Raw genomic sequence first — 25,958 nt, 5'->3', positions numbered from 1 at the left:
GTTGCGGTGTCCGCGGCAGCCAAGTGCTGGCAGGCTGAGCGGATGCGCATCTGGCCTGGACGTCCTTACCCCTTCGGCGCGACCTACGACGGAACCGGCACCAACTTCGCGGTCTACTCGGGTGTCGCCGAGCGCGTCGAGCTGTGCCTCATCGCCGAGGACGGCACCGAGGAACGCGTCGACCTGCCGGAGGTCGACGCCTACGTCTGGCACGGCTACGTGCCCGCGCTGCAGCCCGGTCAGCGCTACGGGTACCGCGTCCACGGACCGTACGACCCCGCCAAGGGCCACCGCTGCAACCCCGCCAAGCTGCTGCTCGACCCGTATGCCAAGGCGGTCGACGGACAGATCGACGGCGACCAGGCACTGTTCTCGTACCAGTTCGGGGCGCCCGGCACGCGCAACGACGAGGACTCGGCCGGGCACACCATGACGTCGGTCGTCGTGAACCCGTTCTTCGACTGGGGTCACGACCACCCGCCGCAGCACGAGTACCACGACAGCGTCATCTACGAGGCGCACGTGCGCGGTCTCACGAAGCTGCACCCCGGCGTCCCCGAGGAGCTGCGGGGCACCTACGCGGCCCTCGCGCACCCGGCCGTGATCGAGCACCTCACCACGCTGGGCGTCACAGCGATCGAGCTCATGCCGGTGCACCAGTTCGTCAACGACCCCACGCTCGTCAAGAAGGGTCTGTCGAACTACTGGGGCTACAACACGATCGGGTTCTTCGCTCCGCACAACGGGTACGCCGCCTACGCGGGACCGGGCCAGCAGGTGCAGGAGTTCAAGGCCATGGTCAAGGCGCTGCACGCGGCGAACATCGAGGTCATCCTCGACGTCGTGTACAACCACACCGCCGAGGGCAACGAGCTCGGGCCGACGCTGTCGTTCCGGGGTCTGGACAACGCGAGCTACTACCGGCTCGTCGACGACGACCAGGCCCACTACTTCGACACGACGGGCACGGGCAACTCGCTGCTCATGCGCTCGCCGCACGTGCTGCAGATGATCATGGACTCGTTGCGGTACTGGATCAGCGAGATGCACGTCGACGGGTTCCGGTTCGACCTCGCGGCGACCCTGGCCCGGCAGTTCCACGAGGTGGACCGGCTCTCCGCGTTCTTCGACATCGTCCAGCAGGACCCCTTGATCTCGCAGGTCAAGCTCATCGCCGAGCCGTGGGACCTCGGGGACGGCGGGTACCAGGTCGGCGGGTTCCCGCCGTTGTGGTCGGAGTGGAACGGTCGCTACCGGGACACGGTGCGGGACTTCTGGCGCGGCGAGCCGTCGACGCTCGCGGAGTTCGCGAGCCGGCTGACGGGATCGTCCGACCTCTACGAGCACACGGGCCGGCGGCCCATCGCCTCGGTGAACTTCGTCACCGCCCACGACGGCTTCACGCTCGCCGACCTCGTGTCGTACAACGAGAAGCACAACGACGCGAACGGCGAGGGCAACCACGACGGCGAGAGCTTCAACCGGTCCTGGAACTGCGGGGCGGAGGGACCGACGACCGACCCCGCCATCCGCAAGCTCCGGGCGCGTCAGCAGCGCAACCTGATCGCCACGCTGATGTTCTCGCAGGGTGTGCCGATGCTCGCCCACGGCGACGAGCTCGGCCGGACGCAGGACGGCAACAACAACGGCTACTGCCAGGACAACGAGCTCACGTGGGTCGACTGGGACCTCGACGAGGACCGGTCCGCGCTCCTCGAGTTCACGCAGAGCGTCTTCCGGATCCGGAGCGAGCACCCCGCGCTGCGCCGTCGCCGGTTCTTCGCCGGCGACCCCGACCACGGCGGTGAGTCCGACCTGCGCGACATCGCCTGGTTCGCGCCGGACGGGACGCACATGTCGAGCGCGTCCTGGCTCGCCGAGCAGGCGCGAGCGGTCATGGTGTTCCTGAACGGCGAGGCGATCGGCGAGCCGGACCTGCGCGGCGAACCGATCGTCGACGACAGCTTCCTGGTCCTCTACAACGCCCAGCCGGAGCCCGCGACCTTCGCGCTGCCCGACGCCGAGTACGGCGCCGACTGGACGGCGCTGCTCGACACCGACTCACTGGTCGAGGAGGGTCAGAAGTTCGCGGCGGGCGCCTCGCTGGTGCTCGAGCACCACTCGCTCGTCATGCTGACCCGGCCACCTGTGGAGACCGCACGGACGCTGGCCGGCACCCCGGCGGCCGCGCCGAGCCCGGGCGCATGAGCGAGCCGCGCCAGGCGACAGCGGCCCGACGTCTGGTCGGCGAGGGACGGGCCGTTCCCGTCTCGACGTACCGGCTGCAGCTCGGACCCGAGCTCACGCTGGACGATGCCGCGGCACGCGTGCCGTACCTGGCCACACTCGGCGTCACCCACCTGTACCTGTCCCCCGTGCTGCGCGCGGCGCCCGGGTCGACGCACGGGTACGACGTCGTCGACCACGACGAGATCTCCCCCGTGATCGGTGGCCTGCCCGCGCTGCGCCGGCTCGCCGCGACGGCGCACGCCGCCGGGCTCGGCCTCGTCCTCGACATCGTGCCGAACCACATGGCCGTGCCCACACCGGTCTGGCACAACCGCGCGCTGTGGTCGGTGCTCGCCGACGGGCCGGACTCACCGTTCGCCTCGTGGTTCGACGTCGACTGGTCCGCCGGCGACGGCGCCGTGCTGATGCCGGTGCTCGCGGACCGGATCGGGGCGGTCCTCGCTGGTGGCGAGCTGACGCTCGACGAGATGGTCGTCCCCGGTGCCGGCGAGGCGCCCATCACCGTCCTTCGATACGCCGACCACGTGTTCCCGGTGCGCCCCGGCACCGAGCAGCTCCCCCTCGCGGAGCTGCTCGAGCGGCAGCACTACCGGCTCGCGTACTGGCGGGTCGCCGACGAGGAGCTCAACTACCGGCGGTTCTTCGACGTCGGCACCCTCGTGGCGATCCGCGTCGAGGACCCGGCAGTCTTCGACGCGACCCACGAGCTCGTGCTCGGTCTGCTCGCGGACGGCACGCTTGACGGCCTGCGCATCGACCACCCCGACGGCCTGACCGACCCAGCCGGCTATCTCACGCGACTGCACGAGCGCACGGGTGGCGCGTGGGTCGTCGTCGAGAAGATCCTCGAGGGGGACGAGGAGCTCCCGACCGACTGGGAGACCGCCGGCACGACCGGGTACGAGGCGCTGTGGCGCGTGCAGCAGACCTTCATCGACCCTGGCGGCGCCGCGGTGCTGGGGGCCGTCATGCACCGCTTGACGGGTGACACGTCCGACGCGCTGCCTGCCATCGTCGACTCGGCCAAGCGCGAGATGGTCGACGGGGCGCTGTATGCCGAGGTGCACCGCCTGACCGAGCTCGCGGCCGGGATCTGCCACGACGACCTGCGCCTGCGCGACCACACGTGGCGGTCGGTGCACGACTGCCTCGTCGAGCTGCTCGTCGCGTTCGACCGCTACCGCGCGTACGTCGTGCCCGGGGACCCGTTGCCGACCGCGTCGATCGACGTCCTGGAGTCCGCCGCCCGGATCGCCGCGAACCGGCTCCCGCCCGAGCGCGCCGCGACCATGTCCGTGCTCGTCGACCTGCTCCTCGGGCGCGAGGCCGGGAGCGCAGGCCGCACCCGCAGCCCGGTGCGTGACGAGCTCGTGGTCCGGTTCCAGCAGACGTGCGGAGCCGTCATGGCCAAGGGCGTCGAGGACACCGCGTTCTACCGCTGGACGCACCTCGTCGGACTCTGCGAGGTCGGCGGCGAGCCCGCCCGCTTCGCGCTCACCCCCACCGAGCTCTCGGCCTGGGCGGCTCGCCAGCAGGCGCAGGCCCCGCTCGGCATGACGACCCTGTCGACGCACGACACCAAGCGCAGCGAGGACACCCGGACCCGCATGGGTGTCCTCAGCGAGGTGGCCGTCGAGTGGTCGACCCTCGTGGACCGGCTGCGCGCCACCAGCGCGCCGTACCGCAGCGCGCTGCTCGACGGCCGCACCGCGAACCTCGTGTGGCAGACGCTCGCCGGCACCTGGACGCCCGACGGGCCGCTGTCCGAGGACCGACTCACCGAGTACCTCACGAAGGCCATCCGGGAGGCGAAGTCCCGCACGACCTGGACGGAGCCCGACGCGGCGTACGAGGCCGCAGTCCTCACCACGGCCCGTCGGGTGCTCGGCGACGACCGCGCGGTCGACCTGCTCGCCGCCTGGGAGCTGCGGACGCGGACCGCGGTCCGTGCCGCAACCCTCGGTACCAAGCTCGTCCAGCTCACGCTGCCGGGCGTCGCCGACGTGTACCAGGGCACCGAGGTCCCCGCGGTCGCGCTCGTCGACCCCGACAACCGGCGTGCCGTGGACGTCGGGCCCCTCGCCGCCCGGCTCGCTCGTCTCGACGAGGGGGCGGGTCCCCGCGACCTCGCCGACGAGAAGCTGCTCGTCACGTCGCGCGCGCTGCGCACGCGCCGTGACCTTCCCGAGGCGTTCATCGGCCCCGAGGCGGGGTTCCGCCCGCTCGCCCACTCGTCCGGCCACACGCTCAGCTACGCGCGCAGCGTGGGCCGCGAGGCGGCTGTCGTGGTCCTCGCGACCCGCCTCGCGATCACGCTCGAACGGCTCGGTGGGTGGGCGGACCACACGGTCGCGCTGCCCGACGGCGAGTGGCACGACGTGCTGACGAACCGCGCCGTCGTGGGCGGCGTCCAAGAGATCGCACCGCTGCTCGACCGCCTCCCGGTCGCCCTGCTCGTGCGCGCGACGGACTGAGCGGTGATCCCCCGCGTGTGGGCGCCGGACGCCCGCGACGTCGAGCTGGTGCTCGGGGACGACCGACGGTCGCTGAGCCCTGACCGCGACGGCTGGTGGGCCGCCGACGTCGACCTCGCGGCAGGTACCGACTACGCCTTCACCGTCGACGGGTCGCCGCCCCGTCCCGACCCGCGCAGCGCGTGGCAGCCGACGGGCGTGCACGGCCCCAGTCGCGTCTTCGACCCGGCCGCGTTCAGCTGGTCGGACGACGCCTGGCGCGGGATCGACGTGCGAGGACGCGTCCTCTACGAGCTCCACGTGGGGACCTTCACGCCGCAGGGCACCCTCCGGGCCGCCATCGGCCGGCTCGACCACCTCGTCGCGCTCGGGGTGGACGTCCTCGAGCTCATGCCGATCGCGGCGTTCGACGGCGCGCACGGCTGGGGCTACGACGGCGTGGGCCTGTTCACCGTGCACGAGCCGTACGGCGGGCCCGCCGCGCTCCAGGAGCTCGTCGACGCCGCGCACGCTCGCGGGCTGGGCGTGTGCCTCGACGTCGTGCACAACCACCTTGGCCCCGAAGGCAACTACCTGTCGACGTTCGGGCCCTACTTCACCGGCGCGCACGAGACACCGTGGGGAGCCGCGGCCAACCTCGACGGGCCGGGCTGCGCCGAGGTGCGTCGGTGGATCTGCGACAGCGCCCTGCGGTGGTTCCGCGACTTCCACGTCGACGCCCTGCGGCTCGACGCGGTGCACGCGCTCGTCGACGACTCGGAGCTGCACATCCTGGCGCAGCTGTCCGACGAGGTCGCGGTGCTCGCCACCGAGCTCCGACGGCCACTGTCCCTCATCGCGGAGTCCGACCTCAACGACCCCGCCACCATCACCCCGACCGCTGCGGGCGGCCACGGCATGACCGCCCAGTGGTCGGACGACGTGCACCACGCGATCCACGCCTTCGTGACGGGCGAGCGGCAGGGCTACTACGCCGACTTCGGTACGGCGGCGACCCTGCGGACGGCCCTGACCAGGGCCTTCGTCCACGACGGCACGTACTCGGCGTTCCGTGGACGCCCGTGGGGGCGCCAGGTCCCGCGCGGCACCGACGGGCACCGGTTCGTCGTGTTCGCCTCCGACCACGACCAGGTCGGCAACCGAGCCCAGGGGGACCGGCCCGCCGCGACGCTCGACGCCGGCGCGCTCGCCATCGAGGCGGCCCTCGTCCTGCTGTCCCCGTACACCCCGATGCTCTTCATGGGCGAGGAGTGGGGAACCCGCACCCCGTGGCAGTTCTTCACCGACTACACCGACCCGGATCTCGCCCAGGCGGTGCGCGAGGGCCGACGCGCCGAGTTCGCGGGACACGATCACCCAGACGGTCGGGGGGCGGCCGACGACGACCAGAAGGTCCCCGACCCTCAGGACCCGGCGACGTTCGAACGCAGCCGGCTCGTGTGGTCCGAGACCACCCAGCCCGAGCACGCCCGGATGCTCGCGTGGTACCGCGCGCTCGTCGAGCTCCGGCGCGAGATCCCCGACCTCGCGGCAGGCGACCTCGCAGCCACGGCGGTCCGGTTCGACGACGACGACCGGCCCAGCTGGGTCGTCGTCGAGCGTGGCGACGCCAGGATCGTGTGCAACCTCGCCCACGAGCCCCGGCGGGTGCCGCTGCGCACCTCGAGTGCGCTCGCGGTGCGCGCCGCGTGGGAGCCCGCCGACCCGGCGGGGTCGACCATCGCGATGCCGGCCCGCAGCGTCGCCGTCCTGGCCTGAGCCGTACCCAGGGCCCACGCCCCGCCGCGCACACCTCCCGGCCGTTCGAGGCGCAGCCTTCGCGCACCCTGGGTAGGGTCGGGCTCGATCGACCACCGCGGCAAGGAGGTCCCCGTGTCCACGTCCAACCGCTGGACCACGCCCGCCCACGACGTCTTGCGAGTGTCCACGGGCTTCCGGCTGGCCGACTTCGACCCCACCGGCAAGCCCGGCTGGGACGGGAGGTCGAAGCACGCCGAGGCGCACCTGGCTCGACGGGGTGTCCTGATGTCGGCGATGCAGGAGCGCCTGTTCGCGGAGGGTCGCTCCGGGGGGACCAGGTCCGTGCTGCTCGTGCTGCAGGGCATGGACACCGCAGGCAAGGGAGGGATCGTCCGGCACGTGGTCGGCATGGTCGACCCGCAGGGCGTGCAGCTCAGGGCCTTCGGCGTGCCCACCGAGGAGGAACGCAAGCACCCGTACCTCTGGCGGATCCAGAACGCCCTGCCGCAGCCGGGCAAGCTCGGCGTGTTCGACAGGTCGCACTACGAGGACGTGCTCGTCGTCCGCGTCCACGACCTCGTGACGCCCGACGTCTGGGGCGCGCGCTACGACGAGATCAACGACTTCGAGGCCCGGGTCGTGGCAAGCGGCACCACGATCGTCAAGGTCGCGCTCATGGTCTCGCCGGTCGAGCAGAAGAGGCGTCTGCGCGAGCGCCTCGAACGGTCCGACAAGTACTGGAAGTACAACCCCGGGGACCTCGACGAGCGTCTGCTCTGGCCGAAGTACGCCGAGGCGTACCAGGCGGTGTTCGACCGGACGTCGACCGACGTCGCGCCCTGGTTCGTCGTGCCGGCCGATCGCAAGTGGTACGCGCGCCTCGCGGTGACCGAGCTCCTCACGCACGCGTTCAAGGGTCTCGACCTGCGCTGGCCGCCGGCCGACTTCGACGTCGCCGCCGAGATGGCGCGGCTCGACGCTCAGCAGCCCTGACGCACGGCTGCGCGCGACCGGGGGATCCCGGGCGCGCTCACGTGGCGAGCATCGCGCGGCCCGCCCCGGTCAGTGCGCCGAGCCGCGACAGCGCGCGGTAGTACTTCTTGCGGTAGCCGCCCGCAAGCATCTCGGGGGTGAAGAGCTGCTGCTCCCCCGCGCCGCCGAGCACCACGGGGACGTCGCGGTCGTAGAGCCGGTCGACCAGGACCACGAACCTCAGCGCGACGTCCTGGCTGTGGATCGTTCCCACGCCGGTCAGGGCCACGAGGGTCACGCCGTCCAGCAGAGCGCCGTACCGGCTCGGATGCACCGTCGCGAGGTGCGCCAGGAGGTCGACGAACGGGTCGATCGTCGCGCCGGGCACCAGGCTCGCCGAGGTCCGCACCGCCACGTCGGGCAGCCCCGGGGCGTCCGTGACGACCGCCCGGTGCCGGTAGTCGTCGCCGTCGACGCGGAGCACCTCGAAGCGCGCCGCGAGCGCCTGGATCTCCCGGAGGAAGTCCTCGGCGGCGAACCTGCCCTCGCCGAGGGAGCCCGGAAGGGTGTTCGACGTGGCCGCGACCGCCACGCCGCGGTCCGCGAGCTCGCGCAGGAGACGAGTGACGAGCACCGTGTCGCCCGGGTCGTCGAGCTCGAACTCGTCGATGCACACGATCCGGTGCGCGGCGAGCGCCTCGACGGTCGGCAGGAACCCCAGCGCGCCGACCAGGTTCGTGTACTCGACGAACGTGCCGTACGCGGCGCCCGTGCCCGCGGCTGTCCCGGAGCCTGTCGCGTGCGCGAGGGCCGCGAGCAGATGGGTCTTGCCGACGCCGAAGCCCCCGTCGAGGTAGACCGCGGGGGCTGCTCGGCGGCGCCGCGGGCGCCACCATGAGCGCTGCTCCCCTGCCGCGACGTCGGCCGCCACCTGCCGCAGCCGTGTGACGGCGTGCTGCTGGCTGGGATGGGCGGGGTCGGGACGGTACGAGTCGAAGGACGCAGTGACGAACAGCCGCGGCGGGACGAGCTCGGCGAGCAGCCGGTCGACCGGGACGACGGGGTGCCGTGCGGTCAGCGAGGTCGCCGACGGGTTGGCTGCGGTCGCCGGCTCGGTCACGATCGACCAGCCTACGTCGGGCGGCTTGCTGCGTCGGGTACACCCGGGACGGTCCGCCGACTCGGGACCTTCGTCTCATCATGCGGATGGGTGGTTTCATGCCTCGGACGGGTGTGTCAGCCTGAGCGCGTGCTGATGACCGCGGTCTCCGGGTGGTGTCTCCCTTGTGGCGACCCCGCGGCGAGCTGCGTCTGCTGCTGCCAGCGGGTCGACTGACCGCCCCACACCCGTCACCGGGCGCGCGGTCACCTTCATGGAGACCGCCCCTGGCGCCGTGATGTGACCGTGGGTCCACGACCCCCGGAGGTAGCGCTGATGGCGCACACCCGCATCGCACCACGAGCGACCAGGAACGAAGGCCAGTGGGCCTTCGGCGACCGGACGCCGCTCAACGGCAACGAGGAGCTCAAGGCCGCCGACGACGGCCTCAACGTGCGCGCCCGCATCGAGTCCGTGTACTCCCGGGACGGCTTCGCGTCGATCCCGGGCGAGGACCTGCGGGGGCGCATGCGCTGGTGGGGGCTGTACACCCAGCGCCGGCCCGGGATCGACGGCGGCCGGACCGCGACGCTCGAGCCGCACGAGCTGGACGACGAGTACTTCATGCTGCGGGTCCGCTGCGACGGCGGACGGCTGACGCTGCGCCAGCTCCGCGTCATCGGCGAGATCTCGACCGAGCTCGCCCGCGGCACGGCCGACATCACGGACCGCCAGAACATCCAGCTGCACTGGGTGCGCATCGAGGACGTGCCGGAGATCTGGCGCCGGCTCGAGGCCGTCGGGCTGACGACGCAGGAGGCGTGCGGCGACGTGCCGCGCGTCATCCTCGGCTCACCCGTCGCCGGGGTCGCCGCCGACGAGATCATCGACGGCACACCCGCGATCGAGGCGATCCACCGCCGGTACATCGGTGACCCTGCCTTCTCGAACCTGCCACGCAAGTTCAAGACCGCGATCAGCGGCTCGCCGCACCACGACGTCGTCCACGAGATCAACGACGTCTCGTTCGTCGGCGTCGTGCACCCCGAGCTCGGCCCGGGCTTCGACCTGTGGGTCGGTGGGGCTCTCGCGGCCAACCCGATGCTCGCCGTCCGCCTCGGCGCCTGGGTCCCGATCGACGCGGTGCCCGAGGTGTGGGAGGGCGTCATCGGCATCTTCCGCGACTACGGCTACCGCCGTCTGCGCAACCGTGCGCGCCTGAAGTTCCTGGTCGCCGACTGGGGCGCCGCGGTGTTCCGCGACGTGCTCGAGCAGGAGTACCTGGGCAGGCGCCTCGACGACGGTCCAGAGCCTCCGGCGCCACCGCTCGGTCGGCGCGACCACGTCGGCGTCCACCCGCAGCGCGACGGACGCTTCTACGTCGGCGCGGCGCCGACGGTCGGGCGGGTCAGCGGGCCGATGCTCACGTCCCTCGTCGACCTCGCCGAGCGGGCCGGGAGCGACCGCGTCCGTCTCACGGTCGAGCAGAAGGTCGTCGTGCTCGACGTCGCGGCCGACCGGGTCGACGACCTGGTCGCCGGGCTCGAGCAGCTCGGTCTTGAGGTCACCGGCGCCTCGACGTTCCGACGCGGCACGATGGCCTGCACGGGCCTGGAGTTCTGCAAGCTGGCGATCGTCGAGACCAAGGCGCGCGGCGCAGCCCTCGTCGACGAGCTCGAGCGGCGGCTCCCGACGTTCGAGCACCCGCTCACCATCAACCTCAACGGGTGCCCCAACTCGTGCGCGCGGATCCAGGTCGCGGACATCGGCCTCAAGGGGGTGCTGGCAGGCGGCGACGAGGGCTTCCAGGTCCACCTCGGGGGCGCGCTCGGCATCGACGGCCAGCTCGGCCGGACGGTGCGCGGGCTGCGGATCACCGCAGAGGAGCTGCCCGACTACGTCGAGCGGGTCGCGACGCGGTTCGCGGCCCAGCGCGCCGACGACGAGGCGTTCGCGCAGTGGGCGCTGCGCGCCGACGAGGCGGAGCTCGCATGAGCGGCGCCGACGTCACCGGCTCCGGGGAGCGCGTCACGGCGTACTACTGCCCGTACTGCGCCGGTGAGGACCTGCGCCCCGCGGGCGAGCGCCACGGCGAGTGGGAGTGCCGCGCGTGCACCCGCGTCTTCGCGGTCCGCTTCATCGGCCTGGCGGTGCGCTCATGAGCGCCCGGCTGGACGACGAGGTCGCTCTGCGGGCGATCGTCGCCGCCCAGGGCGCGGCCCTCGAGGGCGCGCACCCGTTCGACGTGCTGGCGTGGGCCGGTGAGACGTTCGGGCCCGGGCTCGTCGTCGCGTCCTCGATGGGCGACGAGGTTCTCGTCCACCTGGCCGGGCGGGCGGTCCCCGGGGTCGACGTGATCTTCCTCGACACCGGGTACCACTTCGCGGAGACCATCGGGACGCGCGACGCGTACGCCGAGACGACCGACATCACGCTGCGCACGATCCTGCCGCTGCGGACGGTCGCGGAGCAGGACGCCGAGCACGGCCCCCGGCTCCACGACCGGGACCCGAACCTGTGCTGCGCCCTGCGCAAGGTCGAGCCGCTCGAACGCGGGCTCGCGCCGTACCGCGCCTGGGTCACGGGCATGCGCCGGGAGGACGCCCCGACGCGCACCGACATCGCGGTCGTCGGCTGGGACGGCAAGCGCGCCAAGGTCAAGCTCAACCCGCTCGCGGCCTGGACCCAGGACGACGTCGACGCCTACGTCACCGAGCACGGCGTCCTGCTCAACCCCCTGCGCCAGCTCGGGTACACGTCGATCGGGTGCGCACCGTGCACCCGCGCGGTCGCGCCGGGCGAGGACCCCCGGGCCGGACGCTGGGCCGGCCTGGACAAGACGGAATGCGGATTGCACACATGACGACGGAGACCACCGTGACCGATGCCCGCGCCGCCACGGCGCCCCGCAGGCTCACCCAGCTCGAGACGCTCGAGGCCGAGGCCATCCACATCTTCCGGGAGGTCGCCGGCGAGTTCGAGCGCCCCGTCGTGCTCTTCAGCGGCGGCAAGGACTCCGTCGTGATGCTGCACCTCGCGCGGAAGGCGTTCTGGCCGGCGCCAGTCCCGTTCACGCTGCTGCACGTCGACACGGGCCACAACTTCCCCGAGGTGATCGACTACCGCGATGCCGTCGTGGCTGAGCACCGCCTGCGGCTCGTCGTCGCGAGCGTGCAGGACGCGATCGACGCGGGCTCGGTGCGCGAACGCCCCGACGGCTCGCGCAACGCGCTGCAGACGGTCCCCCTGCTCGACGCGATCACGACCCACCGGTTCGACGCGGTGTTCGGCGGCGGGCGCCGCGACGAGGAGAAGGCGCGCGCCAAGGAGCGTGTGTTCTCGCTGCGCGACGAGCTCGGCCAGTGGGACCCGCGACGCCAGCGCCCCGAGCTGTGGGACCTGTACAACGGTCGGCACAGCCCGGGCGAGCATGTCCGGGTGTTCCCGCTGTCGAACTGGACCGAGCTCGACGTCTGGCGTTACATCGAGCGCGAGAGCATCGATCTCCCGACGATCTACTACGCGCACGAGCGCCCGGTGTTCCTGCGCGACGGGATGTGGCTCGCACCGGGCGACTGGGGCGGACCGCGCGGGACCGAGAGCGTCGAGCGGCGGACCGTGCGGTACCGCACGGTCGGCGACATGAGCTGCACGGGTGCCGTCGAGTCCCGCGCCCTGACCGTCGACGACGTGATCGTCGAGGTCGCGGCGAGCCGGCTCACCGAACGCGGGGCGACCCGTGCCGACGACCGAGCGTCGGAGGCTGCCATGGAGGATCGCAAGCGCGAGGGGTACTTCTGATGGGCACGACCCAGCACCACGAACGCGACCTGCTCCGGCTGGCCACTGCCGGATCGGTCGACGACGGCAAGAGCACGCTCATCGGCCGGCTCCTCTACGACACCAAGTCGGTCCTCGCCGACCAGCTCGCCGCGGTCGAGCGGGCGAGCGTCGCCCGCGGCGGGGCTGTCGTCGACCTGGCCCTCCTCACCGACGGGCTACGGGCCGAGCGCGAGCAGGGCATCACGATCGACGTCGCGTACCGGTACTTCTCCACGGCCACCCGCGCGTTCGTGCTCGCGGACACCCCGGGGCATGTGCAGTACACGCGCAACATGGTGACGGGGGCGTCGACCGCCGAGCTCGCGATCGTCCTGGTGGACGCCCGCAAGGGGGTCCTCGAGCAGACCCGTCGCCACGCGGCGATCGCCGCTCTGCTGCGTGTCCCGCACATCGTGCTCGCCGTCAACAAGATGGACCTCGTCGGCTTCGACGAGGCGACGTTCCGAGACATCGCCGCCGACTTCGCGCGCTACGCGGCCGACCTGGGCGTGCGCGACGTGCAGGCGATCCCGCTGTCGGCGCTCGAGGGCGACAACGTCGTCGACGCGTCGAGCCGCACGCCCTGGTACGACGGTCCGACGCTGCTGGAGCACCTCGAGGACGTGCCGGTCGACCGCGACCCGACGACCGAGGCGTTCCGGTTCCCTGTCCAGGTCGTCATCCGGCCCCGGACGGCGGAGCACCCCGACTACCGCGGGTACGCCGGTCGCGTGGCGTCCGGTGTCGTCCGTGTCGGCGACGAGGTCGTCGTGCTCCCTGCCGGGGGCCGCACGCGCGTGGTCGGGATCGACACCGCCGACGGTGAGCTCACCCAGGCGTTCGCGCCGCAGTCCGTGACGCTCCGGCTCGAGGACGACCTCGACGTGTCCCGGGGCGACGTGCTCGCGCCCGCGGATGCACCGACCGTGACCGGAGCTGACCTCGTCGGCACGGTGTGCTGGCTGTCCGAGCGCGCGCCCGTGCTCGGCGCCCGCGTGCTCGTGCGGATCGGCACCAGGACGGTCCGGGGCCTCGTGCGCGGCGTCGGGTCCCGCCTCGACATCGACACCCTGACGGTCGACGAGGGCGCGACGACCCTCGCGCTCAACGAGATCGGCACGGTGCACGTACGCCTCGCCGAGCCCGTCGTGCTCGACGCCTACGCCGAGCACCGTCGCACGGGCGTGTTCCTCCTGGTCGACCAGTCGGACGGCTCGACGCTCGCCGCGGGCATGGTCGGCCCGTCGGTCCTCGTGGCCACCTCGGACGAGCCAGGGCGATGTCACGCGCGGTAGGAGACGCGTCCGTCATCCCCTGCTCGGCCGAGAGGAACCACCCATGTCATCGCACCCCCCGTCCCCCGCCCGCCGTCGCGCCGTCGTCGTCGGAACGCTCGCGGCGCTCGCCGCGCTGAGCCTCACCGCGTGCGCCTCCTCCGGTCAGGCGGCGACGGCACCCACGACCGCTGGGGCGTCTGCGGTGTCGACCGCCGAGGCGCCTGAGCTGCGCCTCGGGTACTTCGCGAACATCACCCACGCGATCCCGCTCATCGGCGTCGCGAACGGCACGTTCGCCTCCGCGCTCGGCGGGACGAGGCTCACGACGCAGATCTTCAACGCCGGTCCGGCCGCGGTCGAGGCGATCTTCGGCGGCGGGATAGACGCCGCGTACATCGGCCCGAACCCGTCGATCAACGCGTTTGCCAAGTCCGACGGCGAGGCGATCCGGATCGTCGCGGGCGCGACGTCGGGCGGCGCCCAGCTCGTCGTGCGCGACGGGATCACCTCGGTCGCTGACCTGCGCGGCACGACCATCGCGACGCCGCAGCTCGGCAACACCCAGGACGTCGCGCTGCGCGCATGGCTGAGGTCGAACGGGTTGCAGACGTCGGTCAAGGGCGGCCAGAACGACGTCGACATCGTGCCGCAGGAGAACGCCCAGACGCTCGACCTGTTCAAGCAGGGCACGCTCGACGGCGCATGGGTCCCCGAGCCGTGGGCGTCACGTCTCGTGGTCGACGGCGGCGCGCACGTGCTCGTCGACGAGGCGGACCTGTGGCCGGGCGCGCAGTTCGTCACGACGAACCTCGTCGTGCGCACCGAGTTCCTCACGAAGTACCCGGGCACCGTCGCCAAGCTCCTCGAGGCGCAGCTGGCGACGACCGACTGGATCACCGCGCACGACGCCGAGGCCAGGACGCAGGCGAACGACGCGATCGAGGCGTTGACCTCCAAGAAGCTCAGCCCGGAGGTCCTCGACCGTGCCTGGTCGAACCTGACGATCACGAACGACCCGGTCGCCAGCTCGATCCAGACGTCCGCCGACCACGCGGCCCAGGTCGGCGTGTCCGGCAAGGTCGACCTGCACGGCCTCTACGACCTGACCCCCCTCAACGAGGTCCTGCGGGCGCACGGGCAGCCGCCCGTGTCGGCTGCCGGGCTCGGGACGGAGTAGCGATGACCGCGACCCGGACGGACACCCCGACGCTCCCCGCCGACCTGTCCACGCACGGCGACCCGCGCCCGCCGGCGGCCGTGCGCCTCGAGCAGGTGTCCAAGGACTTCGGCGACACGAGCCGACCTCCCGTGCTGGACCGGATCGACCTGACGGTGGCCCCTGGCGAGTTCGTGTGCCTCGTCGGGGCGTCGGGCTGCGGGAAGTCCACGCTGCTGTCGATCATCGCGGGGCTCGACGCGCCCACCTCGGGGACGGTCGAGGTCGCCGCCGGGCGCCCCGCCCTGATGTTCCAGGAGCCCGCCCTGTTCCCGTGGCTCGACGCCGGCCAGAACGTCGAGCTCGCCCTGCGCCTGCGTGGGGTGCCACGCGGCGCACGTGCGGACGAGGCCCGCCGGCTGCTCGACCTCGTCCATCTCGACGGCGCCGCGGCCAAGCGCGTCCACGAGCTTTCGGGGGGCATGCGCCAACGTGTCGCGCTGGCCCGAGCCCTGGCCCAGGAGGGCCGCGTCCTGCTCATGGACGAGCCGTTCGCGGCCCTCGATGCGATCACGCGCGACGTCATGCACGACGAGCTGACCCGCATCTGGCAGGAGACCGGCCTCTCGGTCGTGTTCGTGACGCACAACGTGCGCGAGGCCGTCCGTCTCGCGCAGCGCGTCGTGCTCCTGTCCTCCCGGCCCGGTCGCGTCGTCCGCGAGTGGTCAGTCGGGATCCCGCAGCCCAGGCGGATCGAGGACCCAGCCGTCGGCGACCTCTCGACCGAGATCACCGAGCACCTGCGACGGGAGATCGTCCGCCATGGCCGCTGACACTGCTCCGAGCGACGTCCGCGCCCTCGAGGCGGGCCTCGACGCGCTCGACTCGCTCGTCGCACCCGTTCCGGCGAGCAGGACGCGCGCTGCCTGGCGCACCTTCTGGCCGACCGCCACGGCCGTCCTGGTGTTCGGCGGGGTCTGGCAGGCGGTCGCCCTTGCCAGGCTGAAGCCGTCGTACGCCTTGCCGAGCCCGGCCGACGTGTGGACCGCTCTCGTCGTCGCGGCCCAGGACGGCTCAGGGATCCGGGCGGTCGCGCTCAGCCTGGAGCGCGGCGGCCTGGGGTTCGTGATCTCGGTCGTCGTCGGCGTGCTGCTGGGCACCGCGATGGCGACCATCCCCCTGCTGCGGCGGGCCCTGGGGCCGATCATCTCGGGCCTGCAGTCGCTCCCGTCGGTCGCGTGGGTGCCGGCCGCGCTCATCTGGTTCCAGCTGAGCAACGCCGCGATCTTCACGGTCGTCCTGCTCGGCGCGGTCCCCTCGATCGTCAACGGGCTGCTCGCCGGCGTCGACCAGGTCCCCCCGCTGTTCCTGCGCGTCGGGCAGGTGCTCGGCGCGAGCGGGTGGACCCGGATCCGGTACGTCCTGCTGCCCGGCGCGCTCCCCGGCTTCCTCGCCGGGCTCAAGCAGGGCTGGGCCTTCGCGTGGCGCTCCCTGATGGCCGCCGAGCTGATCTCCTCGTCCCCGCAGCTCGGTACCGGCCTCGGCCAGCTTCTCGACCTGGGCCGCCAGACCAACGACATGTCCCTCGTCATCGCGTCCATCCTCCTGATCTTCGCGGTCGGCATGGCGATCGAGCTCGCCGTCTTCGGTCCGCTCGAGCGGAAGGTGCTGCGCGCGCGCGGCCTGACCGGCGCGGGCGGACGGTGAAGCGCGATGAGTGAGACCCACGCCGGTCCGGTGCGCCACCCGCTGCTGCTCGACCTCCACGGCCGCTCGGTGGTCGTGGTCGGCGGCGGCGTGGTGGCCACGCGACGGACCACCACCCTGCTCGACGCCGGTGCGGTGGTCCGCGTCGTCTCGCCCGAGCTCAGCGACGACCTCGCAGAGCTCGTCCGGTCCGGGGTGGTCGAGCACGTCGCGCGCGGCTACCACCGCGGTGACCTCGACGGTGCCTGGCTCGTGCACACCGCGACCGGGCGGCCCGCGACGGACGACTCGGTCGCCGCGGACGCCGACGCCGCCCGGATCTGGTGCATCCGGACGGGCGACCCGTCCGCCTCGAGCGCCTGGTCGTCCGCCGTTGCACGCTCCGGGGACATCACGGTCGCCGTCAATGCCGGCGGCGACCCGCGACGAGCCGCGGCGATCCGCACGGCCGTGGCCACGCTGCTCGACACGGGCGACCTGCCGATCCGCCGCCGCCGGCCCGGCTCCGGATCGGTCGCGCTCGTCGGGGGCGGCCCGGGCGACCCCGGACTGATCACGGCGCGTGGGCGCCGGCTGCTCGCGCAGGCCGACGTCGTCGTCGTGGACCGGCTCGCGCCCCGCGAGCTCCTCGCCGGGCTGGACGACGACGTCGAGGTCATCGAGGCCGGAAAGTCGCCGGACGCGCACACGATCACCCAGGACGAGATCAACGCGGTGCTCGTCGAGCGCGCCCAGGCGGGCCGTCGCGTCGTGCGGCTCAAGGGCGGCGACCCGTTCGTGCTCGGGCGCGGCGGCGAGGAGCTGCTGGCGTGCCTGGCTGCCGGCGTCGAGGTCGAGGTCGTCCCCGGCGTCACGAGCGCGTTCGCCGTCCCAGCGGCCGCCGGCATCCCCGTGACGCACCGCAACGTGTCCCGGCAGGTGACCGTGGTCTCGGCGCACGACGGCGCGCCGGACTGGCCCACGCTCGCGCGTCTTGACGGGACGCTCGTGCTTCTCATGGGGGTCACACGACTGAGGCAGCACGCGGCACTGCTCGTCGAGCTGGGCCGTGCGGCGACGACCCCCGTGGCGGTCATCGAGCGCGGCACGACGCCGGACCAGCGCACCACGGTCGGCACCCTCGCGGACATCGCCGAGCTCGCCGCGGCCCGCGCGGTCCGCTCCCCCGCCGTCGTCGTCGTGGGACCCGTCGTGGCGCTCGCCGAGTCCCTCGCCGGCACCTACCGCACCTCGTCCTGACAACGCGGCCCGTCCTGACCACGCGGCTCGTTCTGACCACGCGACCCTGCCGACCGGCGGCTCCGGCGCCCGGCCGTTAGCCTGACCTGCATGGCAACCCCCCGCCAGGTACCGACCCTCGACGTCCTCCTGCCCGCGGGGCGCGACCCCCTCGTCCCCGACCCGACCGAGGTGTCGCTCGGCGCGCTCTACGCGCACCCCGCTCCGCGCGCCGCCCGCCCGGCGTGGGTCCGGGCCAACATGGTCGCCACGGTCGACGGTGCCGTCACAGGTCCCGACCACCTCTCCGGGTCGATCAACAACGACGCGGACCACCGGGTGTTCGACGTGCTGCGCGCTGCGGCCGACGTGGTCCTGATCGGTGCCGGGACAGCCCGTGCCGAGCGCTACCGATCCCTCCGCGTGCCCGACGCCCTCGCCGGCGGGCGGGCCGACCGCGGACAGTCCGCCCGGCTCGAGCTCGCGGTCGTGTCCGCGTCGGGAGTCCTCCCGCCTGAGCTTCTCGCCAGCGACGACCTCCCGCTGGTCCTGACCGTGTCCTCGAGCCCCGCCCTGCCTGCACTGCGCGCGCGGCTCGGCGCCGACCGGGTCATCGAGGCCGGGGACCTCACGGTCGACCCCGGGCGCGCGCTCGCCGCACTGGCGGCGCGCGGACTCGTGCGGGTCCTCACAGAAGGTGGCCCGCACCTGCTCGCGTCGCTCCTGGCGAGCGATGCGGTCGACGAGCTGTGCCTGACGACGAGCCCCCTGCTGGTCGGCGGCCCTGCCGCGCGCATCCTCGACACCGCGGCCTGGCTCGACCCGACCCGCGCCGCCAGCCTCGCCCACCTGCTCCACTGCGACGGCGTCCTGCTGGCCCGCTGGCTGCTCGGTGCGCTGCCCACCGTCGACGGCGGCACTAGGCTCACCCCGTGACCGACACGATCCTGGTCCTCACCGAGGACACGCTCGCTTCCGCAGACGTCGCCAACCTGGTGTCGCTGCACCCCGACGAGACGCTCGTCTACCGGGTCCTCGTGCCCGCCGACACGTCGCGCAACCTGCTCGTCTCGCTCGTCGACCAGCTGAGCCTGGGCGAGCTGCGCGACGCGCTCGCCACGGTGCTCCGCCGCGAGCCGGTCCCGACGCAGGCCAAGGCCACGGCTGCGGACCAGCTCGCTGAGAGCCTCGCGGCGTTCACCGAGGCGGGGCGCACAGCCACGGGCGAGATCGTCGACGACGACCCCCTTCCGGCGCTGCGTGCCGCGGTCGCGGTCGGCGGGGTCCGCGAGGTCGCGGTGGTGACGTACCCGCACGCGGTTGAGGACACGTTCCACACCGACTGGGCGTCGCGCGCCCGCGAGGTTCTCCAGGTGCCGGTGCTGCACCTCTACGCCGGGACCAGCGAGCTCGGCTGACCCGGCAGTCCGGGCCCGCCTGACGCGCAGCCGAGCCCGTCCGGCCGACCTCAGAACCCGGTCGACGTGACCTCGGGGTAGTACCGGCGGAACTTCCGGACCTGGTTGAGCAGCGCGGCCGTCACGTAGGCACGTCGGCGCGGGAGCGCATCGTGCCGGTACTGCAGCGGGTGCGCCACCGCGTGCGCGCGGATCAGCCCCCGCACCTTCGCCGACAGCGCTGGATCCAGGACGTACCGCAGCAGCAGCCGGTGCGGCAGGATCGAGTAGAGGACCTCGCGGTCCGCGACGACGGGCTCGACGGCGAGCCCCTCGACCCGGTCGTCGACGAGGAAGCGGGTCGGGTTCGCTCCGGCGGCCGTGACGTAGTAGTTGTTGCGACCGATGCGGGGGTTGACCTCGAAGAAGCGGAACGAGCCGTCCCGCGGGTCGACCTTCACGTCGAAGTTGGCGAAGCCGGTGTAACCCGTGGCCGCGAGGAACGTCCGCGCCTGGTCAAGCATCGGGTCGATGCGGGTCGTGATCATCGCGGCCGGGTTGCCGAGGCCCGACGGCGTGTGCTCCTCGAGCAGCACGTGCGCCGAGCAGAGCAAGGTCGCCACCCCACGACTGTCGACGTAGGCGGTGATGGACCGCATCTGGGTGTCGTCGCCCGGGATGAGCTCCTGGACCACGAACCTGCCGCGGAACCCGGCCCCGGCGAGCGAGACCCACAGCGCCTCGAGCTCGGCGACGTCGGAGATCTCGAAGACCTTCTTCTTGCCGACGAACTCGACGTCCTGGTAGTCCGCGCTGCTGGCTGCCTTGGCGATCAGCGGGTAGGCGATGTCGACCGGCGCGGGGGCCCACCCGGCGTTGTCCGCGTCCGCGAAGTCCTGGACGAGGGTCCGCGGCACGCTGATCCCGAGGTCGACCGCGATCTGCGCGAACGTCGCCTTGTCGGAGATCCGGTCGAGGACCTCCTCCGAGAGGAACGGCACGATGTAGTAGGCCTCGAGCTCGACGCGGTGCTGGACGACGACCCGCACGAGCCAGTCGGAGTTCGCCAGGAGGACGAGCGTGCGGTCCGACATCTCCTTGCCGAGCTCGACGAGCCGGTCGACGAGCTGACGCGGGTCGTGACCGTCGGCCACGAGCGAGTTGTCGATCAGCCGGGAGTTGGCCACCGGCCCCAGCGCCGCGCCGGACACCACGATCGACCGCACGCCGTACGCCTCGTGGAAGGACCGGGCCAGCCCGTAGACACCGATGTCCGCACCGAGGATGACCGGCTGCAGCGGCCCGCTCACGCCGGCGACTCGGTCCGGTCCCCGGACCACTCGGTGTGGAACGTCCCGCCGCGGTCGGTGCGTCGGTAGGTATGGGCCCCGAAGAAGTCACGCTGCGCCTGGATCAGGTTGGCGGGCAGCCGCGTGGCGCGCACGCCGTCGTAGTACGCGAGCGACGACGAGAACGCCGGGGTGGGCACGCCGTTGAGCGCCGCCTGCGACACCGTCCGGCGCCATGCCCCGACGCCCTTGCCCACAGCCTCGACGAAGTACTCGTCCGCCAGCAGCAGCGCGAGCCCGCTGTCGCGCTCGTAGGCCTCGGTGATGCGGTTGAGGAAGCGGGCCCGGATGATGCAGCCGCCGCGCCAGATCCGCGCCATCGCCCCCCGGTCGATGTCCCACCCGAGCTCCGCCGACGCGGCCGCGATCTGGTCGAAGCCCTGCGAGTACGCCACGACCTTGGAGGCGAGCAGCGCGAGGCGCACGTCCTCGATGAAGGCGTCCCGGTCGGTCACGTCCCACGTCCCGGCATGCCCCTCGAGTGCCCGCACGCCCGCCGCGCGCTGCGGGACCGATCCGGACAGCGCACGGGCGAACGTCGCCTCCGCGATCCCGGTGATCGGCACGCCGAGGTCGAGGGCGTTCTGCACCGTCCAGCGCCCGGTGCCCTTCTGCTCGGCCTGGTCGAGGACGACGTCGACGAACGCCTGCCCGGTCTCCGCGTCGATGTGGGCCAGGACGTCGGCTGTGATCTCGATGAGGAACGACTCCAGCTCGCCGCCGTTCCAGTCGCGGAAGATCTCGGCGATCTCCGCGGCCGAGGCGCCGAGCCCCTGGCGCAGCAGGTCGTACGCCTCGGCGATGAGCTGCATGTCTGCGTACTCGATGCCGTTGTGGACCATCTTCACGAAGTGGCCGGCGCCGTCGGGCCCGACGTAGGTGCAGCACGGGACGCCGTCGACCTTCGCCGAGATGTCCTCGAGGATCGGGCCGAGCACCGCGTACGACTCGCGGGATCCCCCGGGCATGATCGACGGGCCGAGCAGCGCGCCCTCCTCGCCGCCGGAGACGCCCGAACCGACGAAGTGGAGGCCATGGGCCTTGAGCTCGCGCTCGCGGCGGATCGTGTCGGGGAAGTGCGCGTTGCCCGCGTCGATGACGATGTCGCCGTCGTCGAGCAGCGGGATCAGCTCGGCGATCACCGCGTCCGTGGGCCCACCGGCCTTGACCATGATGATGACCTTGCGCGGCCGCTCGAGCGAGGCGACGAAGTCCGCCATCGACTCCGAGGCGACGAACGTGCCCTCGTCACCGTGGTCCGCGACGAGCGACTGCGTCTTTGCGAAGGACCTGTTGTGCACCGCCGTCGTATACCCGTGCCGCGCGAGGTTGCGGGCCAGGTTGCGGCCCATGACGGCCAGTCCCGTCACACCGATCTGAGCGGTTCCCACGCGGGCGCTTGGTGCGGTCATGAGGGGTGCTCCTTCGTACGGGTTCACGTCGTCGAGCCGACGGCCAGGTTCACCGGTCAGCCTAACGGCGCGGGCGACACGACGACGCGGCGTGCCGGACCGCAAGACTGTCGTGGGTCGCACGTACGCTCGCCGGTGTGATCCCCGCCGGACCCGACGACGCACCCCCCGCCTTCGTCCGCGCGCTGCGATCGCTGCGCGACGTGCAGCTGCGCCCCGAGATCCATCTCGAGGAGGTACCTGGCCCGGCCCGGATCGCGCCCTACACCGCCGCGCTCGCCGCGGAGGTCCGCGCGAACGCCCGCGACATCGAGGCGGACGACCTGGCGTCCGGCCGTTTCGTGGTCCTGCACGACCCGGCCGGCCAGGAGGCCTGGGACGGGACGTTCCGGCTCGTGACCCTCGTGCGCGCGTCCCTCGAGGCCGAGGTCGGGGCGGACCCGATGCTCGGTGAGGTCGCCTGGAGCTGGTTCGTCGACGCGCTCGCCGAGTCGGGCCTGGACGCGCACGCCGCGGGCGGCACGATCACCCGCGTGCTGTCGCAGAGCTTCGGTGCGCTCGACCGGCGTCCTGAGCAGGTCGACCTCGAGATCCGCGCGAGCTGGACGGCCCGCGACGAGAACCTCCGGCCGCACCTGGAGGCATGGGCCGTCCTGCTGTGCACGGCCGCGGGGCTCCCGCCCCTGCCAGCCGGCGTCGTGCCCCTCCCGCGTCGCCGCTGACGAGGTCGCACCCCTGCTCGTGGGCGGGCGCCCGACGCTGCAGGACCACCCGCTGCGCGGCGAACAGCGCGAGACCGCGGCCTCAAGGTGATCTGCAGCCCTGCCGATGCCATGGCATGACGTTGGAACGCCGCGGGGAGGCAGCTGTGGGCACGGGGGCGCTGCGTGCACGGCCGCCCCTGCTGCGCGCCGTCCCGCCTGCTGCGGGCAGCCGCACGAGCACCGTGAGCGCGGCCACCGCCGGCCGCGCCGCTGCAGCCGACCCGGCGGACCGCCGGTCGATCGGCCAGATGTGCGTCGTGGTGACGAACCTCGCGGACGGCGACGGCCAGATCCTCGTGCGCAACCTCCGCCGGCGCGGTACCGGCCGAGTGATCCTGCTGGCACGTCGCGCGAGCCGACCCGAGCTGGTGGGACTGCTCACCGGTGGTCTGCGTGGCGCGATCGCCTCGGAGTCGCACGCGTCGATCCCGGTAGGCCCCCGCGGCCCGTCGTTCCCGACCGAGCGACCCGACCTCACGGTGCGCGAGCTCGGCGTCCTGCGGCTCGTCGCCGACGGGTGCAGCAACCGCGCGGTCGGCGAGCACCTCGGGCTGTCGGCGCTCACGGTCAAGAGCCACCTCGCGCGCATCTCGCGCAAGCTCGGGACGGGCGATCGCGCTGCCCTCGTCGCGATCTCCATCCGGTCGGGCATGCTCGACTGATCCGACCCAACCGGGTGCGCCCCGCGTGGCCTGCGCCGATGGGCACCGGGGTGCGCCTAGCCTGGGCACCATGCTCTCCGATCGACCGGCCGACGACGGCGCAGCAAACGACGCCGACCTCGAGCCGGCCACCGCGTCCGGCGAGACCGACACCGCGCCCGACAGCGCGCCCACCGTCGTCCCCCTGACCGAGCCCGCTGACGGCATCCCCCCGGTGGTGGACACCCTCGAGGAGCTGGCCCGGGTCGCTGCTGCGTTCGAGGCCGGGACGGGGCCGGTCGCGGTCGATGCCGAGCGCGCCTCGGGCTATCGCTACGGTCAGCACACCTACCTGGTCCAGCTCCGCCGCGAAGGCGCCGGGACCGCGCTGATCGACCCGATCGCGCTTCCGGACCTGTCGATGCTGTCGGAGGCGCTCGTCGGCGTCGAGTGGGTGCTCCACGCTGCTTCGCAGGACCTTCCGGGCCTGCTGGAGCAGAACCTGCGCCCGTCGCGCATCTTCGACACCGAGCTCGGCGCCCGCCTCCTCGGGCTCGACCGGGTCGGCCTGGCCGCCGTCGTCGCCGAGCTGCTCGGGCTCGGCCTCGCCAAGGAGCACTCGGCGGTCGACTGGTCGACCCGGCCGCTCCCGGAGCAGTGGTTGCGCTACGCCGCCCTCGACGTCGAGGTCCTCGTCGAGCTGCGCGAGATCATCGCCGAGCGTCTCGCGGTCGCCGGCAAGGCCGAGTGGGCGGCCCAGGAGTTCGAAGCCGTCCGACTGGCACCGCCGGCGACCCCGCGGGTCGAGCCGTGGCGCCGCGTGTCCGGCCTGCACGCGATCCACGACGCGCGCCGGCTCGCCGTCGTCCGCGAGCTGTGGACGACGCGCGAGGAGAACGCCCGCCAGCGCGACATCTCGCCGGGACGCGTCCTGCCCGACCATGCGATCCTCGCTGCGGCGCAGGCGCTTCCGCGGTCGGTGCCCCAGCTCGTCGCCCTGCCGGCGTTCTCCGGCAAGGGGACGCGCCGCCGTGCTGCGCTGTGGCAGCACGCGATCGACGAGGGCCTGGCCCTGCCCGAGTCCGAGCTGCCGTCGGTGCGCGGCCCGAGGTCCGACGCCCCACCGCCGCCGCGCGCCTGGCCCGACCGGGACCCGGCCGCAGCCGCCCGGCTCGCCGCCGCGCGCGACGCCGTCGCGGCCCTGTCGACCGAGGTCGACGTCCCCGCCGAGAACCTGTTGCAGCCGGACCTGTTGCGTCGGCTGTGCTGGACCCCGCCGTCGCCCCTCGACGCCGCGTCCATCGAGGCCTTCCTGCGTGCCGGCGGCGCCCGCCAGTGGCAGGTCGACGTCGTGACTCCTCGGCTGGTCGCGGCGTTCGCCGCTGCTTCGACCGCCTGAGCGGGCCCGCGCCGGCGCACGGCTCGCCGACGGCACCCGGGCACCCCGGCGGCTGCGGTGCCGAGCTGCTTCCTCGACCCCTCGCCGCGCGGCTCCCGCCCTGTTACTCTTCGGTAACTTCGGCTGACAAGGGACTTAGGTCCGGGTACGGTCTGCCGACATAGGCCCGCCCGTCGGGCCGCGAGGACACCGTCGTCCCTGCTCCCTGGAGGTCCGATGCCGAGCGCATCCCCCCGCACCGTCCGCCCCGTCGTCTTCGTCGAGGGCGTGCGCACGCCGTTCGGGCGCGCGCGGCCGGACGGCCTGTATGCGAACACCCGCGCGGACGACCTGGCAGTCAAGGCTGTCCGCGAGCTCCTGCGCCGCCACCCCGAGCTGCCGACCGAGCGGATCGACGAGGTCGCCTTCGCTGCCACGACCCAGACGGGTGACCAGGGCCTGACCCTCGGGCGCACCGTCGGGATCCTCGCGGGCCTCCCGCTGTCCGTGCCGGGCTACGCGATCGACCGGATGTGCGCCGGTGCCATGACCGCGGTGACCACGACGGCGTCGGGCATCGGCGTGGGTGCGCTCGACGTCACGCTCGCCGGCGGCGTCGAGCACATGGGCCACCACCCGATGGGCGCCGGGGCGGAGCCGAACCCCCGGTTCGTCGCCGAGCGTCTCGTCAGCGCCGACGCCCTCAACATGGGCAACACGGCCGAGAACCTCCACGACCGCTTCCCCGCGCTCACCCGTGACCGCGCCGACGCGTTCGGCGTCGCGAGCCAGGCGAAGTACGCCGCCGCCCTGGCCGCCGGGCAGATCACCCCTGACCTCGTCGCCGTCGGCCTGCGCGACCCCGAACGCGGCTGGGGCCTGGCGACGGCCGATGAGCCGCCGCGCCCCGGCACCCGCCTCGAGGACGTCCGCAACCTCGCGACACCGTTCCGAGCGGGCGGGCGCGTCACCGCGGCGACCTCGGCCCCGCTGACCGACGGGGCGGCCGCCTGCCTCCTCGCCGCCGAGGACACCGCCGAGGAGCTGGGGCTCGGCGCCCGGATGCGCCTCGTGTCGTTCGCGTACGCGGGCGTCGACCCGGCCGTGATGGGCATCGGGCCCATCCCCGCGACGCACTAGGCGCTCCGGCGAGCCGGTCTGTCCATCGAGGACATCGGCCTGTTCGAGATCAACGAGGCGTTCGCGGTCCAGGTGCTGTCGGTCCTCGACGCGTTCGGCATCGCCGACGATGACCCGCGCGTCAACCCGTACGGCGGCGCGATCGCCGTCGGGCACCCGCTC

General features: G+C 73.0%; 21 protein-coding genes and 1 pseudogene. 19 read left to right on the top strand and 3 right to left on the bottom strand.

What is annotated here, in order from left to right; genetic code table 11:
- Positions 1–42: 42 nt before the first annotated feature.
- The 4 genes from glgX (at position 43) to VFW79_RS07155 (ending at position 7,457) form a co-directional block, all read left to right on the top strand.
- Positions 43–2,208, top strand: coding sequence for a glycogen debranching protein GlgX (gene glgX, locus VFW79_RS07170; protein WP_329676630.1), 2,166 nt, complete (start codon positions 43–45; stop codon positions 2,206–2,208).
- Positions 2,205–4,724, top strand: a complete 2,520-nt coding sequence (gene treY / locus VFW79_RS07165) for a malto-oligosyltrehalose synthase (RefSeq protein ID WP_329676629.1) — start codon at positions 2,205–2,207, stop codon at positions 4,722–4,724. The genes glgX and treY overlap by 4 nt, the downstream gene beginning before the upstream one ends.
- A gap of 3 nt (positions 4,725–4,727) precedes the next feature.
- The gene (treZ, locus tag VFW79_RS07160) at positions 4,728–6,482 is read left to right on the top strand and encodes a malto-oligosyltrehalose trehalohydrolase (protein WP_329676628.1); all 1,755 of its coding nucleotides are present in this window, start codon (positions 4,728–4,730) and stop codon (positions 6,480–6,482) included.
- Positions 6,483–6,596: 114 nt separating this feature from the next.
- Complete coding sequence (locus tag VFW79_RS07155; RefSeq protein ID WP_329676627.1) at positions 6,597–7,457, top strand: PPK2 family polyphosphate kinase; 861 nt, start codon at positions 6,597–6,599, stop codon at positions 7,455–7,457.
- Between the two features lie 37 nt (positions 7,458–7,494).
- Here the strand turns inward: VFW79_RS07155 and zapE are convergent, their stop codons facing one another.
- Entirely contained in the window at positions 7,495–8,559 is a 1,065-nt protein-coding gene (gene zapE, locus VFW79_RS07150; protein WP_329676643.1) for a cell division protein ZapE, read from the bottom strand.
- A gap of 312 nt (positions 8,560–8,871) precedes the next feature.
- Here zapE and VFW79_RS07145 point away from each other — a divergent pair, with 312 nt between their 5' ends.
- From VFW79_RS07145 to VFW79_RS07095, 11 genes are all read left to right on the top strand, one after another.
- Entirely contained in the window at positions 8,872–10,530 is a 1,659-nt protein-coding gene (locus VFW79_RS07145) for a nitrite/sulfite reductase (protein WP_329676626.1), read from the top strand.
- Positions 10,527–10,697: a hypothetical protein gene (locus tag VFW79_RS07140; protein WP_329676625.1), complete on the top strand. Its 171-nt coding sequence runs from the start codon at positions 10,527–10,529 to the stop codon at positions 10,695–10,697. Before VFW79_RS07145 ends, VFW79_RS07140 begins: the two co-directional genes overlap by 4 nt.
- Entirely contained in the window at positions 10,694–11,398 is a 705-nt protein-coding gene (locus VFW79_RS07135) for a phosphoadenylyl-sulfate reductase (RefSeq protein WP_329676624.1), read from the top strand. The genes VFW79_RS07140 and VFW79_RS07135 overlap by 4 nt, the downstream gene beginning before the upstream one ends.
- A complete protein-coding gene (cysD, locus tag VFW79_RS07130; RefSeq protein ID WP_329676623.1) occupies positions 11,395–12,336 on the top strand; it encodes a sulfate adenylyltransferase subunit CysD in 942 nt (313 codons plus the stop codon). Before VFW79_RS07135 ends, cysD begins: the two co-directional genes overlap by 4 nt.
- A complete protein-coding gene (locus tag VFW79_RS07125; protein ID WP_329676622.1) occupies positions 12,336–13,652 on the top strand; it encodes a sulfate adenylyltransferase subunit 1 in 1,317 nt (438 codons plus the stop codon). The genes cysD and VFW79_RS07125 overlap by 1 nt, the downstream gene beginning before the upstream one ends.
- 43 nt (positions 13,653–13,695) lie before the next feature.
- Complete coding sequence (locus tag VFW79_RS07120) at positions 13,696–14,811, top strand: ABC transporter substrate-binding protein (RefSeq protein WP_329676621.1); 1,116 nt, start codon at positions 13,696–13,698, stop codon at positions 14,809–14,811.
- Between the two features lie 2 nt (positions 14,812–14,813).
- A complete protein-coding gene (locus tag VFW79_RS07115) occupies positions 14,814–15,623 on the top strand; it encodes an ABC transporter ATP-binding protein (RefSeq protein WP_329676620.1) in 810 nt (269 codons plus the stop codon).
- Positions 15,613–16,497 (top strand): ABC transporter permease, encoded by an 885-nt coding sequence (locus tag VFW79_RS07110; protein WP_329676619.1) that lies wholly within the window; start codon positions 15,613–15,615, stop codon positions 16,495–16,497. Before VFW79_RS07115 ends, VFW79_RS07110 begins: the two co-directional genes overlap by 11 nt.
- A 6-nt stretch (positions 16,498–16,503) precedes the next feature.
- Complete coding sequence (gene cobA / locus VFW79_RS07105; protein WP_329676618.1) at positions 16,504–17,736, top strand: uroporphyrinogen-III C-methyltransferase; 1,233 nt, start codon at positions 16,504–16,506, stop codon at positions 17,734–17,736.
- A 90-nt stretch (positions 17,737–17,826) separates the two neighbouring features.
- Positions 17,827–18,651 (top strand): dihydrofolate reductase family protein, encoded by an 825-nt coding sequence (locus tag VFW79_RS07100; protein ID WP_329676617.1) that lies wholly within the window; start codon positions 17,827–17,829, stop codon positions 18,649–18,651.
- Positions 18,648–19,133, top strand: a complete 486-nt coding sequence (locus VFW79_RS07095) for a hypothetical protein (RefSeq protein WP_329676616.1) — start codon at positions 18,648–18,650, stop codon at positions 19,131–19,133. Before VFW79_RS07100 ends, VFW79_RS07095 begins: the two co-directional genes overlap by 4 nt.
- A 50-nt stretch (positions 19,134–19,183) precedes the next feature.
- Here VFW79_RS07095 and VFW79_RS07090 read toward each other — a convergent pair whose 3' ends face one another.
- Positions 19,184–20,422 (bottom strand): hypothetical protein, encoded by a 1,239-nt coding sequence (locus VFW79_RS07090; RefSeq protein ID WP_329676615.1) that lies wholly within the window; start codon positions 20,420–20,422, stop codon positions 19,184–19,186.
- Positions 20,419–21,873, bottom strand: a complete 1,455-nt coding sequence (gene gndA, locus VFW79_RS07085; RefSeq protein WP_329676614.1) for an NADP-dependent phosphogluconate dehydrogenase — start codon at positions 21,871–21,873, stop codon at positions 20,419–20,421. Before gndA ends, VFW79_RS07090 begins: the two co-directional genes overlap by 4 nt.
- 137 nt (positions 21,874–22,010) lie before the next feature.
- Here gndA and VFW79_RS07080 point away from each other — a divergent pair, with 137 nt between their 5' ends.
- The 4 genes and pseudogenes from VFW79_RS07080 to VFW79_RS07065 form a co-directional block, all read left to right on the top strand.
- Positions 22,011–22,595, top strand: coding sequence for a DUF3000 domain-containing protein (locus VFW79_RS07080; RefSeq protein ID WP_329676613.1), 585 nt, complete (start codon positions 22,011–22,013; stop codon positions 22,593–22,595).
- A 116-nt stretch (positions 22,596–22,711) separates the two neighbouring features.
- Entirely contained in the window at positions 22,712–23,299 is a 588-nt protein-coding gene (locus tag VFW79_RS07075; RefSeq protein ID WP_329676612.1) for a response regulator transcription factor, read from the top strand.
- Positions 23,300–23,369: 70 nt separating this feature from the next.
- Positions 23,370–24,677, top strand: coding sequence for an HRDC domain-containing protein (locus tag VFW79_RS07070; protein ID WP_329676611.1), 1,308 nt, complete (start codon positions 23,370–23,372; stop codon positions 24,675–24,677).
- Positions 24,678–24,893: 216 nt separating this feature from the next.
- Positions 24,894–25,958: pseudogene (locus VFW79_RS07065) on the top strand (thiolase family protein); the annotation flags it as partial.

Origin of the sequence: Cellulomonas sp. (genome assembly GCF_036279715.1) — a bacterium.
Lineage (GTDB): Bacteria > Actinomycetota > Actinomycetes > Actinomycetales > Cellulomonadaceae > Cellulomonas_A.
This window is presented reverse-complemented; position numbering and strand designations above follow the sequence as displayed.